The organism is Mucilaginibacter sp. Mucisp86 (assembly GCF_047324315.1).
Classification (GTDB): domain Bacteria; phylum Bacteroidota; class Bacteroidia; order Sphingobacteriales; family Sphingobacteriaceae; genus Mucilaginibacter.
In genome coordinates this window covers 699812-714706 of the sequence record NZ_CP168503.1, presented here as the reverse complement: position 1 = coordinate 714706, position 14895 = coordinate 699812, and the positions used below count along the sequence as shown (strand labels likewise).

Below are 14895 nucleotides of genomic sequence, written 5' to 3'. Positions count from 1 at the left end.
CTTAACTAATTCTTAATTAATTGTCGAATGAGATCGTCTGTTCCAATAACAGGATTGCTGCTGCTGATGCTCAGCGCCTGCCAGCCAAGTATTTATAATACACCCAAAACACGCGCTGTTTCAGTAAAACGGCTTATCCCGCCGCTGGGAATGGTTTACATTCCGTCGGGAACGTTCATGTACAAAATGCTGAACGATGACAAGGCCGAACAGCGCAAGGTAAGCGTTAGCGCGTTTTTTATTGATAAAACCGAAGTAACCAATAAGCAGTACCAGGCCTTTGTAAACTGGGTTGCCGATTCGGTAGCTGTTACCGACTATCTCCATGACGACTCCTTTTTTATGCCTGCAACAGGCGCAACCGTAGGAAGCACGGGTAAAGAGCAGCGGTTGATAGACTGGAGCAAGATTAACAAGATTTCCCCCCTCTGGAAAAAGGCCCCGCCCGAAGTTAAAGAGAAGCTGGCTCCGATGATGACGATGATTAACGGCGTGCGGGTGCCTAATCCGGAGCTTGTTGTTTACCGGTTTTACTACATCAGGATGGATGGCGTTAAAAATAATGAGTACATGATGGATACCGTAGGCGTTTATCATCATGAAGCGGTATGGTCGGCAGATTTTCCTAATGCCCAGATGACCGTGATGGATGCCAATTATTTCACCAACAAAATTTATGAGTATAACCCGGTTGTTGGGGTAACCTGGAAACAGGCCAGGGCTTATGCCGACTGGCGCGGTACGCAGCTCAGGCTCATGATCAAGAACAATCCTAACCTGCGTAATTTCAAGCTCAGCTTTAGTTTGCCTACCGAGGCACAATGGCAATTTGCCGCCGAAGCAAAGCTTAGCCCTAATGACACTACGGATCATACGGTAAAAACCACCATTGATAAGGCCACAGGTAAGGAGCAGCTTTCCCTCAATTTTAAACAGGGTGAAGGCAGTTATGCCAGCGATGGCTCGACATTTACGCTGCCCGTTACTTCATACACACCCAATGCCTTTGGTATTTACAACATGGCCGGCAATGTATCCGAATGGACACTTGACGCTTACAGCCCTTCCTCATCACAACTGGTGAATGACCTGAACCCGGCTTTGCTGTATGACGCAACCAGCAAGGATGCCATGCTGATGCGCCGCAAGGTAGTGCGCGGGGGCTCATGGAAGGATAACGGTGAAATGCTGAACACCGATACCCGCAGCTTTGAGGACCAGGAAGCCGCACATTCCTACATCGGTTTCCGCTGTGTGATGTCTGCCTTTGAGCTCACCGGTGAGCAGGTTAAAACCAGGAAATACACTAAAAAGTAACAATCATGAACATGTTGAAAAAAGTAACTGCAGTAGTCCTACTGCTTATGGGGACCTGCATTCATAAAAATTTCGCTCAGGCTCTGCCGGATAGCGCCGTGACCGATACGCTGCCCTCATTTGATAGCTATTTGCAAAAGGCCGATCTGAGCCAGGCGAGGCCATTTCCTTATCCTAAAACCAATCCGGCAAACATCAGGATGTACGCCAGGATCTGGCGGGTTATTGACCTGGCCGATAGTGCGAACGCCATCCTGACTATACCCGGCCATTCATTGATGGAAGCCATCATGAAAGGATTAATGAAAGGCAAGCTTACACCTTATGAAAAGGATGATTTTAAAACGAAGCTGACCGCCAAACAGGGATCTATGCGCTTTACCGATTCGGTACTGGTGCCCAAGTTTGATAAGGATGGCAACCAGATCTCATCAAAAATGGTGCTAAACGATTTCAACCCCGACAGGATAACCCGCTTCAGGATCGAGGAAGATGTTTATTTCGACAGGCAGCGGGGCAAGGTGGATACCCGCATAGTGGGCCTTGCGCCGATGATGAATATTACCGGCTCTGCCGATTTGCCTGCAAATATGTCGTCGGCACCGGCATTCTGGCTCTACTTCCCGCAGTTACGCTTCGCGTTGGTGCAGGAGGATGTGAGCGAGCCCGATAAAGGAATTTTTGATGTTACGCTCGATGACGTTTTTATGCAGCAAAAGTTTTCGGCCTACCTCATCAGGCAATTTTCGCCCGGCAATGTCGAAAGCGGGCAGCTTGACCCCGGCAGCCCCGAGGCGCTTAAGCTGCAGCAAAAAATTGCCGACCTGAAGAAAAACATCTGGAAAAATCCCCGGGGAATTAATGATAAGAACCTGGTAAATCAAACTCAAAATAATAAGGAGGAAAAGCCATGACAACGCAAGTAAGATTGTTGAAAGACTTTATCTGGTGGATGCTGTTTGTAGGTTTTTTGGGCTACTGCGGCAGGGCAAGCGCACAGGTATTGCCCGAGTATAGCGCCTTCCCCAAAAACTCAATAGGCCTGCAATTGGGTACACAGGGCATAGGCATCCAGGGAACATCAGCCTTTGGCAGGATGTTTAACGCCCGCATAGGCTTTAACACTGTGCCCGACATTACCGTGCAATACAATGGCCGCGACCTTAACCTCAACCGCACATCGGTTTATGGCATTGTTGACTGGCAGCCGATGTATGGTAATACCGATTGGCTTTCCCGCAAATGGTATGTTTCGGCCGGGATCAGCTACTATTTTAACAATACGCTGTACCGGGAAGGGATAGGCGCAGTACCCAATTATTATATCTACATGTCAAAGCTGCGGCCTTATATAGGTACAGGCCTCGGCAATATGCGGTTAAGCCACAGCATTGGCCTCCGTACAGATTTTGGGTTTTTTATTCCCACAAGTTCGGCCACATCAACCTATGATGATAAGGCCCAAAAGGTGAGTAGCGGCTTGCGCGGATTATTGCCGGGGATGAATGCCGCAGTTACCCTTTACTACCGATTTTAATTGATTAACCCTTAAATATTTATAAGATGAAAAAGTTCAAATTCAACTGGCTGCACGTAGCCATATCATGGGGCGCCAGTATCGTAATTCTTGGCGCTATGTTTAAAATTAACCACTGGGGAGGCCAGGCAGGTACCTATATGATAGGCCTGGGACTTACGGTAGAAGCAATGCTGTTTTTTACCCTTGGTTTTTTTCCCCCGGCACAGGAACCCGAATGGGAAAGGGTATACCCCGAACTGGCTGTTGATTACGATGGCGGGCCGGTAAATAAGTCGCGGATGATGCCTGCTGCAGGCGGCCAAACCGCTGCACTTGATAAACTTTTAACCGATGCTGATTTGAACGAGCTAAGCATCAGCAGGCTTGGCGAAGGCCTGAAAGTGTTTGCCGAAAAGGTTGACCGCATTAATACCATTGCCGATGTTTCATTAGGTACCGATGAGTTTTCAGTAAAGCTAAAACAGGCGGCATCTAAATTCGATTTGTTTGGGATAGCTTTTGAGCGGGCAACATCGGGCCTGTCGGCTATAGCTGATAGCCGGGCCGATACTAATGCTTACCAATTGCAGGTAGCAAAGCTTACCGGCAACCTGGTACAGCTCAATGCCCTTTACGAGTCGGAACTGAAGGGAGCGGATGAAAACCTGAAACAGGTAAATAATTTTTACCACGGGCTAAGCAAAACGCTGCAAAACCTCAATGAATCGGCCGATGACAGCAGGCAGTTTAAGGACGAGGTTAACAAGCTGGCCAAAAATATATCGGCATTAAATGTTTTTTATGCCAATATGCTTTCGGCTATGAACCAGCCCCGCATGTAATTGCAGGGGCTGGTATTAATGGTTTAGTGTAAATTTTAATCAGATAAAGAAATGGCTATTGCAGGAAAGGAAACCACCAGGCAAAAGATGATCAATATCATGTACCTGGTGCTGTTGGCAATGCTGGCGTTAAATGTGTCTTCTTCTATTTTAGATGCCTTTAAAACCATCAACGATAGCTTAACCGCTTCGGCGGCTAACGTTGGTAATTCGGTGCAGCAATTGTTCACCGCTTTTGAACAAACCCGGCTTAAAGAATCGCCCGAAAGGGCAGCGCCTATCTATCAAAAGGCGAAAGCCGCCCAAAGGGTAAGCGCGGAATTAAATGATCTCATTACAAAGATCAAAAATGAGCTGATCGCTCAAAGTTCGGGCTATGATGAGCTTACCGGCGATTTAAAAGAACGTGATAACCTGGATATAGGTTATAACGTGATGATCAACAAAAAACGGGCTAAGGCGCTCAAAGAGAAGATCAATGATACCCGCGAAAAGCTGAAACTGTTGCTTGGTAAAGAGGACAGCAGTTCAGTATCATTTACCTTGAATGCCACTGATCCGGTTAAACATAACGGAAGCGCTAAAACCTGGGAGGAGCTGAATTTTGGCGAAGGTGTACCCTTAACGGCCGATTTTACCATACTTTCAAAAATACAGGCTGATAACAAAAATGCCGAATCGGAAGTGGTGAAAAAGATCCTGGGTAAAATGGACAGGGCTATCGTGAACCTGGATAAATTTGAAGCCGTAGCTGTAGCACCAACTTCATACCTCATCCAGGGACAACCTTACAAGGCCCAGGTTTTTTTAACCGCCTACGACTCCCGGTCGACTCCGCAAATGGAGGTTGGCGGCAGCCCGATCAGTGTTACCGATGGCAGGGGAGTATATAATGCCTCTACCAGCCGGGAAGGTGTTTTTAGTTGGAAGGGTACCATCAAAGTAAAACAAACAGATGGTAGTATAAAAACCTACACTACCCCAGAGCAGCAGTATATGGTTGCCCGGCCGTCGGCAGTGGTATCGCCGGATAAGATGAATGTTTTTTATATCGGCGTGGATAACCCGGTATCGGTATCGGTGCCCGGAATCCCCTCAAAAAATATCAGGATCGGTATTTCGGCAGGTTCATTAAATGGTACTTCGGGCAAGTATGTGGCGAGGGTAACCAGTCCGGGTATGGTAACCGTAACAGTATCAGCAGAGATCTTCCCCGGCAAAACCGAGGTGCTGAGCCGTACGCAGTTCAGGGCTAAACGAATCCCTGATCCCGTCGCCAAATTTTCGGGAAGATCAGGCGGAGGTGTGCCAACTGTGGCTTTAAAAGCGCAGGACGCCATTTATGCCACGCTGGATAATTTTGATTTTGATGCCCGCTTTAAAATAACCCGCTTCAGTTTGATCATAGCAAACCCGCGTGAGAGTGCCTCGGTGCAGGTTACATCAGGGAATGCTTTAAGCAACGAAATGCAGGCTTCGTTAAGCAGTATCAAACCTGGCTCGCACGTGATTTTTGATAACATTATTGCGGTTGGGCCTGATGGTGCGCCGCGGCAGCTGGCACCGGTGGCCTTAACAGCTAATTGATTTAGGAGCTTAAAGCGAAAAGTCGAAGGCTTAAAGCTTAATTGTGTTGTGCGAAATTGTATATAATAGGTTAGCTTTTAGCTTTAAGCCTTCCGCTTTAAGCTCTTAAATAAAAACAAGTAAGCCATGTTTAATTAAAAACATGGCTTACCAACAGCGCTATAGTCAAATATATTAGTGGATAGGCAGGGCTTTAACAAATGTACCCGACGCGTTAAAAATTAAAGCGTATTTGGTATTGTTAGATGTAATGAACACAACGTAGCCTTGTAAAGTACCCCCGGGGCTTTCTGAAAATGCTTTGTCAAACACGTAGCCCGGATAAGTGGCAGTTAGATAAGTGGTAATGGCAGCCGGTAAGTTGGCCTCTGTTACTGCAGCATGTTTTAAATCGTGTTTTTCTATCTGGATACGTTTCACCAGCTTGCCGGTTGCGGTAACAGCAGTTGAGTAAAGCACGCCGTTTTTGCTGATCAATATGTATACATCGTCATGGGCGATAGAAGCGTGCAATAAGGTATCGGTTGGATAAGTTGTTGAAAAATAGCTACTCACAGCAGTAGGAAGGGCCGAAATAGCGATGGTATCGCGGTGTTTACCGTCACGGTCATCAAAGAAACCGCCTAAATGCCATCCTGGTCCTTTAAGGTCAACACCTTCGCGTTGTTCAAGGGCGCTTACAAACGTACCGTCGGCGGTAAATTTGAGGCCAACTAAAGCACTGTTGTACTTGATAACAACAATGTAGTTAACAACGGTACTTGCGCTATCAATAGCATAAGCCTTTTTAAATGTATAGCCGCTATAATTAGCTGTAAGGTAAGTGCCAATTGCGGTGGGCAATGCACTAAAAGCAACGGTGTCTTTTTTGTCATGCTTGCCGTAGCAGCCAACCATATAAACACTGTCGGTACTTCCGGAGGCCAGGCTGATAGCAATGGCGCCCGTTGAACTAATGGTTGATGAAGAAGCGCTGGCCGAAGCTGATTTTGACGCATTCTCCTTTTTACATGATGCCAGGCCAATTACTGTGCCCAGCAACAATAGTGTAGCATAAAGAGATTTCATTTTCTTTAAGTTAGTTTTAATTGATTGTTAGCGCTGCCATTTTGCGGACAGGTTAATTAAAATTAGATTGCAGAATCAGTTCATCGGGTAATGTATCGATGAATGCGGGATTTAAATCGACGTATGAAGGTTGGTTGGAAGATGTTTGATAGCTGTGGAGATGTATAATCACGTGGTAGTTTAAGTTTAATCCATAAATGTTATGCCAATTTAGCAATCTGCGTGAGTTGAACCCCTCTGGGGTTCGGGTAAGGGGGAACGTTATTTCTACAAACCTTTTCCCCCTCTGGGGGATTTTTACCGTTTGATAAACAGGTATTAATTTTAGATGTACGTAACCACAGGTGAGGTGCAAAAGGTTTGTAGCCTATAAATTTATAGAAATACCCTTTGCCCCTCTGGGCAATGTGATTAAGTTAAGAGTTTTAGAGGCTGCACCAGAGGTGCAAAAGGTTTGTAGAAATAGAAATGAATTGGATTTTTAGTGTGCCAGAGGTACACAACTCCGATGTTCCGTACCTCTGGCACGGTTATTTTCGGTATATTATGTGCTACAAACCTGTTCCCGCTCTGGGGGATTTTTTTAACTTAATGACATTGCCCTCTGGGGGGCAAAACAAGACGCCACGCTGATTAAAATTGGCTGTCGGTCAATGATAATTTGCACGCCGGAGACACAATTATGTGTTTCTACATCAAAATGCTTTCGTTTATCAATTACACCTGGCTAAGCCATCAGTACTTGAAGCATCGGCGGGTTTAATGATTAACGCTTTTTCAAAAAAGGGTTTTGCTTCTGCTTTTTTGCCGGCCATAAGCATTGACCAGGCCAGCATGTGGTTGCCATCATAATCAAAAGGGTAAAGCGTTACTACCGCCCTGAAAAGTTTAATAGCTGGCTCATACTGTTTGCGGTTATAATAAATTACGCCTCCCCAATAATTGGCCTGGGTGTTTTGAGGATCTATTTTTAATATAGCAAGATACTGTTCCAGCACCTTATCCCAGCTTTGCAAAAATGAAAGGGGTTTTACATAGCCAAATTTGGCCTCAACCGAGTTAGGTTTCAGCGTTATGGCTTTTTGGTAGTAGCTTTGCGATGCCGTATAGTTTTTATTAAGATAGTTGAGCCAGCCCAGCCTGATGGTTATCTCATAATTATTTTCTGAGTAGTATGGATAAATATCGGCTATGGCAGCAACGTAGTTTTTGTTTAGTTCGTTGGTGTAACTGTTATGAAAAGCTTTTTGCAGCACCGCGTTTGTTTGCGCCTGCAGCTGCACTGCAAATACAAATAAGAATAGGCCTGTAAACGTCTTCTTTAAAATTTCCATGTTATACCTAACGTGACAGAGTTTTGGTTGTACTTAACAGCGCGGTAAATGTCTGTTTTCTTTTCGTAAAAGTAATTTAAATTCAGCAAGGCATGGTTACCCAACTGGTAAAAAACGCTTTCGCCGCATTTAAATTTTGTAGGGTCGATAGAATTGTAAACATAAAGTCCGTCGGCGTCCAGGTAATCGTCCTGGTTACCAAAGGTGGCGGCTGTTTCCAGCCAGGTTTTGTCTACCACCTTAAATCCTACCGACTGGCTATAAATAAAAGTTTTTGTTCCGCTCAAATTCAACAGCGATGCCCTGCTCATAGTGTACAAATTCAGGTTCCCTAATGGATAAAAATCTATTTTGGCATCATACTGTTTTAAGGTTTTATCAATCAGTTTTCCCCAATTAATATCACCCTGCAAATCAATATAGCGTGTATCATATTTTACTCCAAATAAACCGAGGTTACTTTGGTTCACATTACTGCGGTAACTGGTATGCAGGTAATGATAAGCGCTGAGCAGGCTGATGTTTTTAGCTAACGAATACTTCGCCCTGACATAATACTCTGTTTGTTTATCGGTTTTTCCAACCTGGTTTTTATAATCAATAAATCCTGCACGAAAAATATTCTGCTTAAAAAACATAAATGATTGATCAAGCTGTAAACGCCACGATAAACGTAGGCCGATACCGGCACGTTCAAAAAAGCCGTTATCGCGCTCGTCATTAGCGGGGAGTTTTATCCCGCTTTCCAGGGCTACATCGTTTAGTCCAAAAGGTGAGAGTTTAATGCCATTTTGGGTTTCTTTATCTAAATGCGCTGCATTATAAAATGCTGCACTATTGTTATTGATATAAGTATTGCAATAGTATGCATATAAACGCGCTGTGCTATTCTGAGGCTCCCTGAGCAAAACCTGGTTAAACTGGCTTATAGCAGCTTTGTAATTGCCGGTAAGCATATAAGCGTACCCGACCTTAAACCTTAAATCGGGCGAATCGGTACTGTCGGTAACAGATTTTTTCGCAAAGGAGATCAGTTGTTTCCAGTTGCCGGCATTGTACAACTGATCCACGGTGCTGTCTGGCACAACAGGGCTATTCTCTTGCGCCTGGTTTACAAGAGCAGCAAATAGCAGGGCAAAAAGAATGGCTAATTTTCTGTACTCCATTGTGCTTCAATATGCTGTCCGTTTATATTTATAAAAAAAGCCTGCAGGCTGCCATGATCAACAAAAACTGTTGATTCGGCAAGTGGCATTGTTTTACCCGCAAGCTGCTGGTATTGTTTTGATACAATGTTTAATCCTGTTTTTTTTGCCTGGATGCCGCTTTTATATTTTATGCTGATAAACCGGTAAAACGGGGCGGTAAAGTCCTGCAGCCAAAGCAATATCTTATTGTTGGTAAGCGGTACCGGGAACTCATCATTTGCCTGGATATAAGCCGTATCGTTAAAGATAACTTTATAGGCAGCAAGATAGAAGTAGTAAAGTAATGCGGTTTTATCGCCATAATAACTGGTAAAGTAAAACATAGTACCGTTATTGATAAAATAAGCGACAGCACCGGTTGTTTTGCTGTAAATATATGATTGGTTCAAAGTGTCTTTAAAAACTTCCCAGTTTTCGGTTACACCATTTTCGGCAGTTAGTTTAGCTACAAAGCCGGGTTGCAGGTCAAATGCTTTTTTGAGCGATACATTTATCTCCGGATTACTTATTAATTCATTTTCCTGGGGAACAGCGTAGCTTTCAAGACTGCTCTTATTATCCTTTTTGTTAAAGTAATAAGCAAATGGATAGGGCAGCGTTTTGGAGCCGATATAAGGTGTTGCCTGTAATTGAAAATGCAAATGCGGCTCGGGTGACCTACCCGAATTACCGCAGAAACCCAGCAGGTCACCTTGTTTTACGGTGTCGCCGGGTTTAACTTTTACTGAGTTTTTTTTGAGGTGTGAGAGTTTGGAATAAAGCCCTTCGGCATGGCGTATCACTACGGTATTTCCCCAGTTTTCCTTTAGGTTTTCTTCGCCAATATCATTGTCATCAACGTGGTTTACTACTTGTTCCACAACACCATCGGCGCAGGCCAGTACCGGTTTGTTGAAACAGTAAAAGTGCTCGGGCAATGTGCCAGGGTATTGAAATGTTTTTTGCTCATCGTCGGTGATCACAAAATCAAGCGCCTGTCCCCATTCGCCTTTGTGGGTAATGGTTCCGTTATAGCCCTGTGATACCGTCCAGTAACCCATAAATGGTAAACTGAGCCTGATGTATTTCAAATCGTTCAATCTGTTTTGCAGGTTTAAAACGTGGTAAAGGTTTTTTTCGGGTGAGTAATACTGAACCGAGGTTAGCTGCAATTTAGCCTGAAAGCCTGCCAGTATTAAAAAATAAAGCAGGCTGATATTAAGTACACAAAATGGTAACGAGAAAATAGGCAGCGCATGCAGGGCCATCAGGGTTGTAAGCGCATTGATGAGTACGAAACCAATGGGAATGCAAAAAACTGCCAACAGGTATGAGCGCAAGGAAGGAATAGTAAAAAAGCTCCCGATTGCCATGGCTGTCATCATTAAATTAGCGCCCAAATGGTAATAGCTGATGCCCTCCGGATAAATATGTGTGATGCTGTTGAAGCCGCAGGCAGTTAAAAAGCTAATGATAAGCAGGCTGAACGCAATACGGGAGTGAATTAGTATGCCTGTAGCAATAAGCATCCCCGCTATGATATGATCCTGAAATAGAACTGCACTTAGCGAACGGAAAAACAAGCTTACCAGCCTGGGCAGCAAGGTTGCGAGATACCCCTCGGCACCGGCGAGGTTGCCGGGACCAGTGTAGATTTCCTGGAGCAATGAGCTGCTTTTTTGCAGAAGGCCTGTGTTGAAAATACTGTTAGATGCCAGCAATACAACCCAAAATACCAGTATAAATGGCAGTGAAAGGATGGGCAAGCCGGGTTTGCCCATACGTTTTGACAAAATGATTGTTGTAACAACAACCATAAAGCAGGCAACAAGGAGCCAGCTCACAAACATGAGGTTAGCCTGGAAAAAAGCGCCGAATGCTATCCCCAGTAATAAACTATTAAAACTATAGATTCCTGCATGGTAATCTTCGCTGTTTTGTTTTAATAGTTTTGTTATCAGTAAAGAAAAAATAATACAACCCAACCCTGCAAGACCAGATACCGGGTTGAAGAAAGATACCAGCAGCAAAATAATCCCCAATACCCGGTTCTGCGAAAAAAACAGCACCGAATAGGAATTGAGGACCGGTTTTATAAATGCTGCAATTTGCTTCACTTGGCGTTGTTTAAATGAGTAGGTACTAACTCCGGTTCGGCAGTATATTCCAGTGTTTCGTTTTGGCGGATGAGATGGGTGCGCAGCTTTTCATCTATCAATACAACAGCAGGCCTCAGGGTAATGAATTGCATCCATTGGGTCATGTTATAGGCCCCAACTTTGTGCACTACCACCTGGTCGCCGGGGTTTAGCGCGGGCAGGTTAATATTTTCCCTGATCACATCAATGTTCATGCAAAGCGGGCCATAAATAACCATATTTTCGCTGTGAGCTACAAAATCCTGTGCGGGGCTTACCTGGTGTTCATACCAAAATGATGTAAACAGGATATTAACCCCAAAATCAACAATAGTGGCCCCTTTGCCATTTGCCAAACGTTTGTTGGCAATAACGGTGCCCAGCAGGTAACCGGCATCATCTATCAAAACACGCCCGCTCTCCAATATCAGCAAGGGTAAGTCATCATTAGCGAAGCCAAAATTGAGCAGGGCTGAAGTTATCACTTCCGCAAAATCATCAACCGTTGGTACAGTATCGTTTCCGGGCAGGTAGGCACCCTTTAATGTATTGGTAGAGGGGAAACCGCCTCCAAGATCAAGATATTCTATTTTATGATTTAACTGGGTTTGGCAGCGCACAGCCAGCTCGGCCAGTTTATTGGCAGCAATGCCGTAGGCATCGGTAGAGAGCATGTAGGTACCGATATGGCAATGCAGGCCCACCAATTGCAGACTGCCTGAGCCGGTGATCTTGGTAACCGCCGACCATGCCTCGCCGTTTTCATAATTAAAGCCAAAACGGTCCCAAAGCGGGTACACGCCGGTATCCATATTTACACGGATGGCTACTCGTGGCTTGTTGGCAAGGTTTTTACTTAAGTTGAGCAACAGATTAAGCTCGTCGAAATGATCAATATGGATTAGTGAATCATGATCAATAGCCAACTGCAGATCAGCAGTTGATTTGCCCGGGCCATTGAAAATAATCTTGCTGCCCGGTACGCCATTGCCTAAGGCTTTACGGTATTCAAAGCCCGAAACAACCTCGGCCCAGCTGCCTTCCTGGTGAAAGATCTGGCAAACGGCATTGAGGTAGTTGGTTTTATAACTCCAGGCAAATTGCACTTTTGGGTAGCGCGTACTAAAGGCGCGATACGCCGCCCGGTAATTTTTGCGGATCTGTTTTTCAGAAAGTACAAACACTGGCGAGCCATAATTTTCAATTAAACTTTTAACCGAAACACCATCGATGCTTTTAACAGGCTGCACACCGCTGCGCGTGCCAAATTTATTCATGGCCCCGGCATGGAGTTTTTTTATATATGGTTTTTGATATGGCAGCTTTTCCATCGTTATAAATTATAATTCGCCCATGGCCGAGATCTGTTGAAAATCGGCAATGTCGGCAATATGGTCCCACGAGTAGCGTACAAACAACTTGCCGGCCTGGTAGTCGGTATAGGGCTCAACAACCTCACCCAATGCCATTTTTGTTAATGTCGCGGGTTGATTTTGCCCGGCGGCAGCAGTTAAATAAATCCATGCCGGAAAACGCGGGTTAATTTCCAGTATGTATAAATGTCCCTCGGCAGTACTCATGATTTCCATTTCGTAACCGCCCTTCCAATTGGTAGCAAGTGCAAAGTTGCCGGCCAGTTGGGTTAGTTTATCGTCTTTGATGGTGACACCGGCCCAGGCTTTGCCTTTATCTGTAATATAAAGCTTGCGCATGGCAACTAAACTTGTGTTATCACCTTTACCGTTACCAAGGGCCGCAATATTGATCTCGTTGCCCTTAATATATTGTTGCGCAATTACGGGTACGCCCCACGCTGCATTAAGCTGATGGAAAGCTTTCAGAGCCTGATCCATGGTATAAACCACGTACGCTTCATAAAATTTCCCTTTTATTACCATCGGGAAACCGAAGTCAGCGGCAGCTTTTTGTAAATCATCAGCAGTGTATAGCTTATGATCGGCAGGTACATAAAAGCCGTGTTTTGCGCCGAAATCTTTTAAGTGTACTTTATCTCTCAAAGCCAATTGTTGTTGGGTAGGGAGATAAGTTGCTATGCCCATTTGCTGCAATTGCGGTGCTATTTTTATAAAATTGAACAGTTCCGAATCAAAGTTAGGGATGATGAGATCGAGGCTTTCCCGCTGGTTTATATATGCCAAACGCTCGAGCAGGGCAGCCGTCCCTTCGGTTGGGTAGGGCACCTGGTAAGTTTTATTTACATAATCCCGCAAATAGATCCCCGGCTCCAACGACTCATACGACAGGCCGATTATGCGCAAACTATCGCCAAAATACGCTTTTAAAGAACGGATAACTGCCATGCCCGGGCCTGGATTATCATTGGCGTTGAGCCCGGTAACGGCAATACATAAATTATCGTACTTGTTTGCCATCGTCCTTAAATTTCGAGCAGGTTTGCTTCTTTTAGCTGTAGCATCCAGTTATCCCAATCCCTGTCTAACTGGTTTTCACTTACATCATACCTTTTAAGAATATCCTGCTTAATCTCAGCTTCGGTTTTATTGCTTTTCATGGCTGAAAGCAATTGTGCCGCCATTTCATTGCCGGAAAACGAATCGCCTGTGGCGGGATTAAAGATAAACCCGTTATCGCTGGTGGCAATGTTGTTCTTGAGTTTCATTTATATTGCAGGTTCGTTTTAAATAATAAAAGCTAAACTTAGCAGGTTTATATGAGTTTACAAAACCGGCTTCAGGACGCCATCAGGTATTCTATCCTTGATGCAAGCACCTCCATATCCAGTGGTTTTACAAACAAAGCATCGCATTTATAGGAATCGGCTTGTGATTTTTTTGTTTTAAAGGCTGTGACGATAATGATGGGCACATTGCATAATTGTTCGTCGTCCTTAAAGTCCTGGCATACCAGCTCGCAATCTGTATCCACTAACAAATAATCCAGAATGATCAGGTCGGGGTTTATCACTTTTGCCTTATCATATATAGCATTAGGGTCATAAGTTAAATGCACATTAAAATCGCCATAATACATAATATCATCAATTACTGATAACATCCTGCTGTTTTTATCAAGTACTAAGATGGTTTTTTTGCTGCCTGCTGTTTTCATGACTTTTAAGGATTAGTGTCAATTAATTAATTATAAAGTTGCGGCTATTTGTGCGGCTGTAAAATAGTGTGTCGTTCAATGCCCTCAATGTGCCGATGAAACGCATAGATTAGCAATTATTTATGCCATTCCTTAATGAAATCGGTATAGTTTGTGCCTACAGGAAGCTCTATATCAGTTAGTTTTATCTTACGGTTATGGATCGATCTGATCTGGTCACGTGCTACCACAAAGCTGCGGTGAATACGGATAAATTTTGATGCAGGCAGTTTTTCAATTGCGCTTTTCAATGGCATAAGCGTAAGCACGGGCTTGGCCACCCCCAGTATGTGGATCTTGATATAATCCTGCATGCTTTCAATATATTCAATGTCTTTGATATTGATTTTGATGAGCCTGTATTCTGAATGCACATACAAAAAGTCGCCTTCATTTGTGGTATCGGCGTGCTTATACTGGTAATAACCAATTGCTTTTTGAACCGCTGTACCAAAACGCAGGTTATTGATAGGTTTAAGCAGGTAATCTACAGCTTCCAGTTCATAGCCTTCATATGCATAGTTTTTATAAGCCGTGGTGAAAATGATCATCGGTTTATCGGCCAATGATTTTACCAGGTCGATACCAGTGATATCGGGCATGTTAATATCTATGAACAGTACATCTACCTTGTTTAGCTTTAGGTATTCGCCGCCCGATATGGCGTCTTCAAAAGTATTTATCAGTGTTAGCGCAGGATATTCGGCTACATATTTTTCAATGATCTGAAGGGCCAATGGCTCATCATCAATAGCTACACATTTCAATTGCATA

At 44.2% G+C, this 14895-nt stretch carries 14 protein-coding genes; 5 read left to right on the top strand and 9 right to left on the bottom strand.

The window, feature by feature from the left end; genetic code table 11:
* The first annotated feature begins 27 nt into the window (after positions 1 to 27).
* The 5 genes from ACEN9X_RS03095 to gldM are packed head-to-tail and all read left to right on the top strand — an operon-like array spanning position 28 to position 5265.
* On the top strand, positions 28 to 1317 hold the full coding sequence (locus tag ACEN9X_RS03095) for an SUMF1/EgtB/PvdO family nonheme iron enzyme (RefSeq protein ID WP_413669017.1): 1290 nt from the start codon (positions 28 to 30) through the stop codon (positions 1315 to 1317).
* Positions 1318 to 1322: 5 nt separating this feature from the next.
* Complete coding sequence (locus ACEN9X_RS03090) at positions 1323 to 2231, top strand: hypothetical protein (protein WP_413669016.1); 909 nt, start codon at positions 1323 to 1325, stop codon at positions 2229 to 2231.
* Positions 2228 to 2854 carry a hypothetical protein gene (locus tag ACEN9X_RS03085; RefSeq protein ID WP_413669015.1) on the top strand — a complete coding sequence of 209 codons (627 nt, stop codon included), beginning with the start codon at positions 2228 to 2230 and terminating at the stop codon, positions 2852 to 2854. Before ACEN9X_RS03090 ends, ACEN9X_RS03085 begins: the two co-directional genes overlap by 4 nt.
* Positions 2855 to 2880: 26 nt before the next feature.
* Positions 2881 to 3678 (top strand): gliding motility protein GldL, encoded by a 798-nt coding sequence (gene gldL, locus ACEN9X_RS03080; RefSeq protein ID WP_413669014.1) that lies wholly within the window; start codon positions 2881 to 2883, stop codon positions 3676 to 3678.
* A gap of 51 nt (positions 3679 to 3729) precedes the next feature.
* Positions 3730 to 5265 (top strand): gliding motility protein GldM, encoded by a 1536-nt coding sequence (gene gldM / locus ACEN9X_RS03075; RefSeq protein ID WP_413669013.1) that lies wholly within the window; start codon positions 3730 to 3732, stop codon positions 5263 to 5265.
* Positions 5266 to 5439: 174 nt separating this feature from the next.
* Here gldM and ACEN9X_RS03070 read toward each other — a convergent pair whose 3' ends face one another.
* The 9 genes from ACEN9X_RS03070 to ACEN9X_RS03030 all read right to left on the bottom strand — a co-directional run bounded on the left by ACEN9X_RS03070 (position 5440) and on the right by ACEN9X_RS03030 (position 14894).
* Entirely contained in the window at positions 5440 to 6333 is an 894-nt protein-coding gene (locus tag ACEN9X_RS03070) for a PepSY-like domain-containing protein (protein ID WP_413669012.1), read from the bottom strand.
* A 713-nt stretch (positions 6334 to 7046) separates the two neighbouring features.
* Positions 7047 to 7667: a tetratricopeptide repeat protein gene (locus ACEN9X_RS03065; RefSeq protein WP_091210972.1), complete on the bottom strand. Its 621-nt coding sequence runs from the start codon at positions 7665 to 7667 to the stop codon at positions 7047 to 7049.
* On the bottom strand, positions 7655 to 8833 hold the full coding sequence (locus ACEN9X_RS03060) for a tetratricopeptide repeat protein (RefSeq protein ID WP_413669011.1): 1179 nt from the start codon (positions 8831 to 8833) through the stop codon (positions 7655 to 7657). The genes ACEN9X_RS03065 and ACEN9X_RS03060 overlap by 13 nt, the downstream gene beginning before the upstream one ends.
* A complete protein-coding gene (locus ACEN9X_RS03055) occupies positions 8815 to 10971 on the bottom strand; it encodes an urea transporter (protein ID WP_413669010.1) in 2157 nt (718 codons plus the stop codon). Before ACEN9X_RS03055 ends, ACEN9X_RS03060 begins: the two co-directional genes overlap by 19 nt.
* Positions 10968 to 12323, bottom strand: coding sequence for a hypothetical protein (locus tag ACEN9X_RS03050; protein WP_413669009.1), 1356 nt, complete (start codon positions 12321 to 12323; stop codon positions 10968 to 10970). Before ACEN9X_RS03050 ends, ACEN9X_RS03055 begins: the two co-directional genes overlap by 4 nt.
* Before the next feature lie 9 nt (positions 12324 to 12332).
* Positions 12333 to 13385, bottom strand: a complete 1053-nt coding sequence (locus tag ACEN9X_RS03045) for an ATP-grasp domain-containing protein (RefSeq protein WP_413669008.1) — start codon at positions 13383 to 13385, stop codon at positions 12333 to 12335.
* A gap of 5 nt (positions 13386 to 13390) precedes the next feature.
* Positions 13391 to 13633 (bottom strand): PqqD family protein, encoded by a 243-nt coding sequence (locus tag ACEN9X_RS03040; RefSeq protein WP_413669007.1) that lies wholly within the window; start codon positions 13631 to 13633, stop codon positions 13391 to 13393.
* A gap of 71 nt (positions 13634 to 13704) precedes the next feature.
* Complete coding sequence (locus tag ACEN9X_RS03035) at positions 13705 to 14082, bottom strand: two-component system response regulator (protein ID WP_413669006.1); 378 nt, start codon at positions 14080 to 14082, stop codon at positions 13705 to 13707.
* A gap of 116 nt (positions 14083 to 14198) precedes the next feature.
* Positions 14199 to 14894, bottom strand: coding sequence for a LytR/AlgR family response regulator transcription factor (locus ACEN9X_RS03030; RefSeq protein ID WP_413669005.1), 696 nt, complete (start codon positions 14892 to 14894; stop codon positions 14199 to 14201).
* Position 14895: the final 1 nt, after the last annotated feature.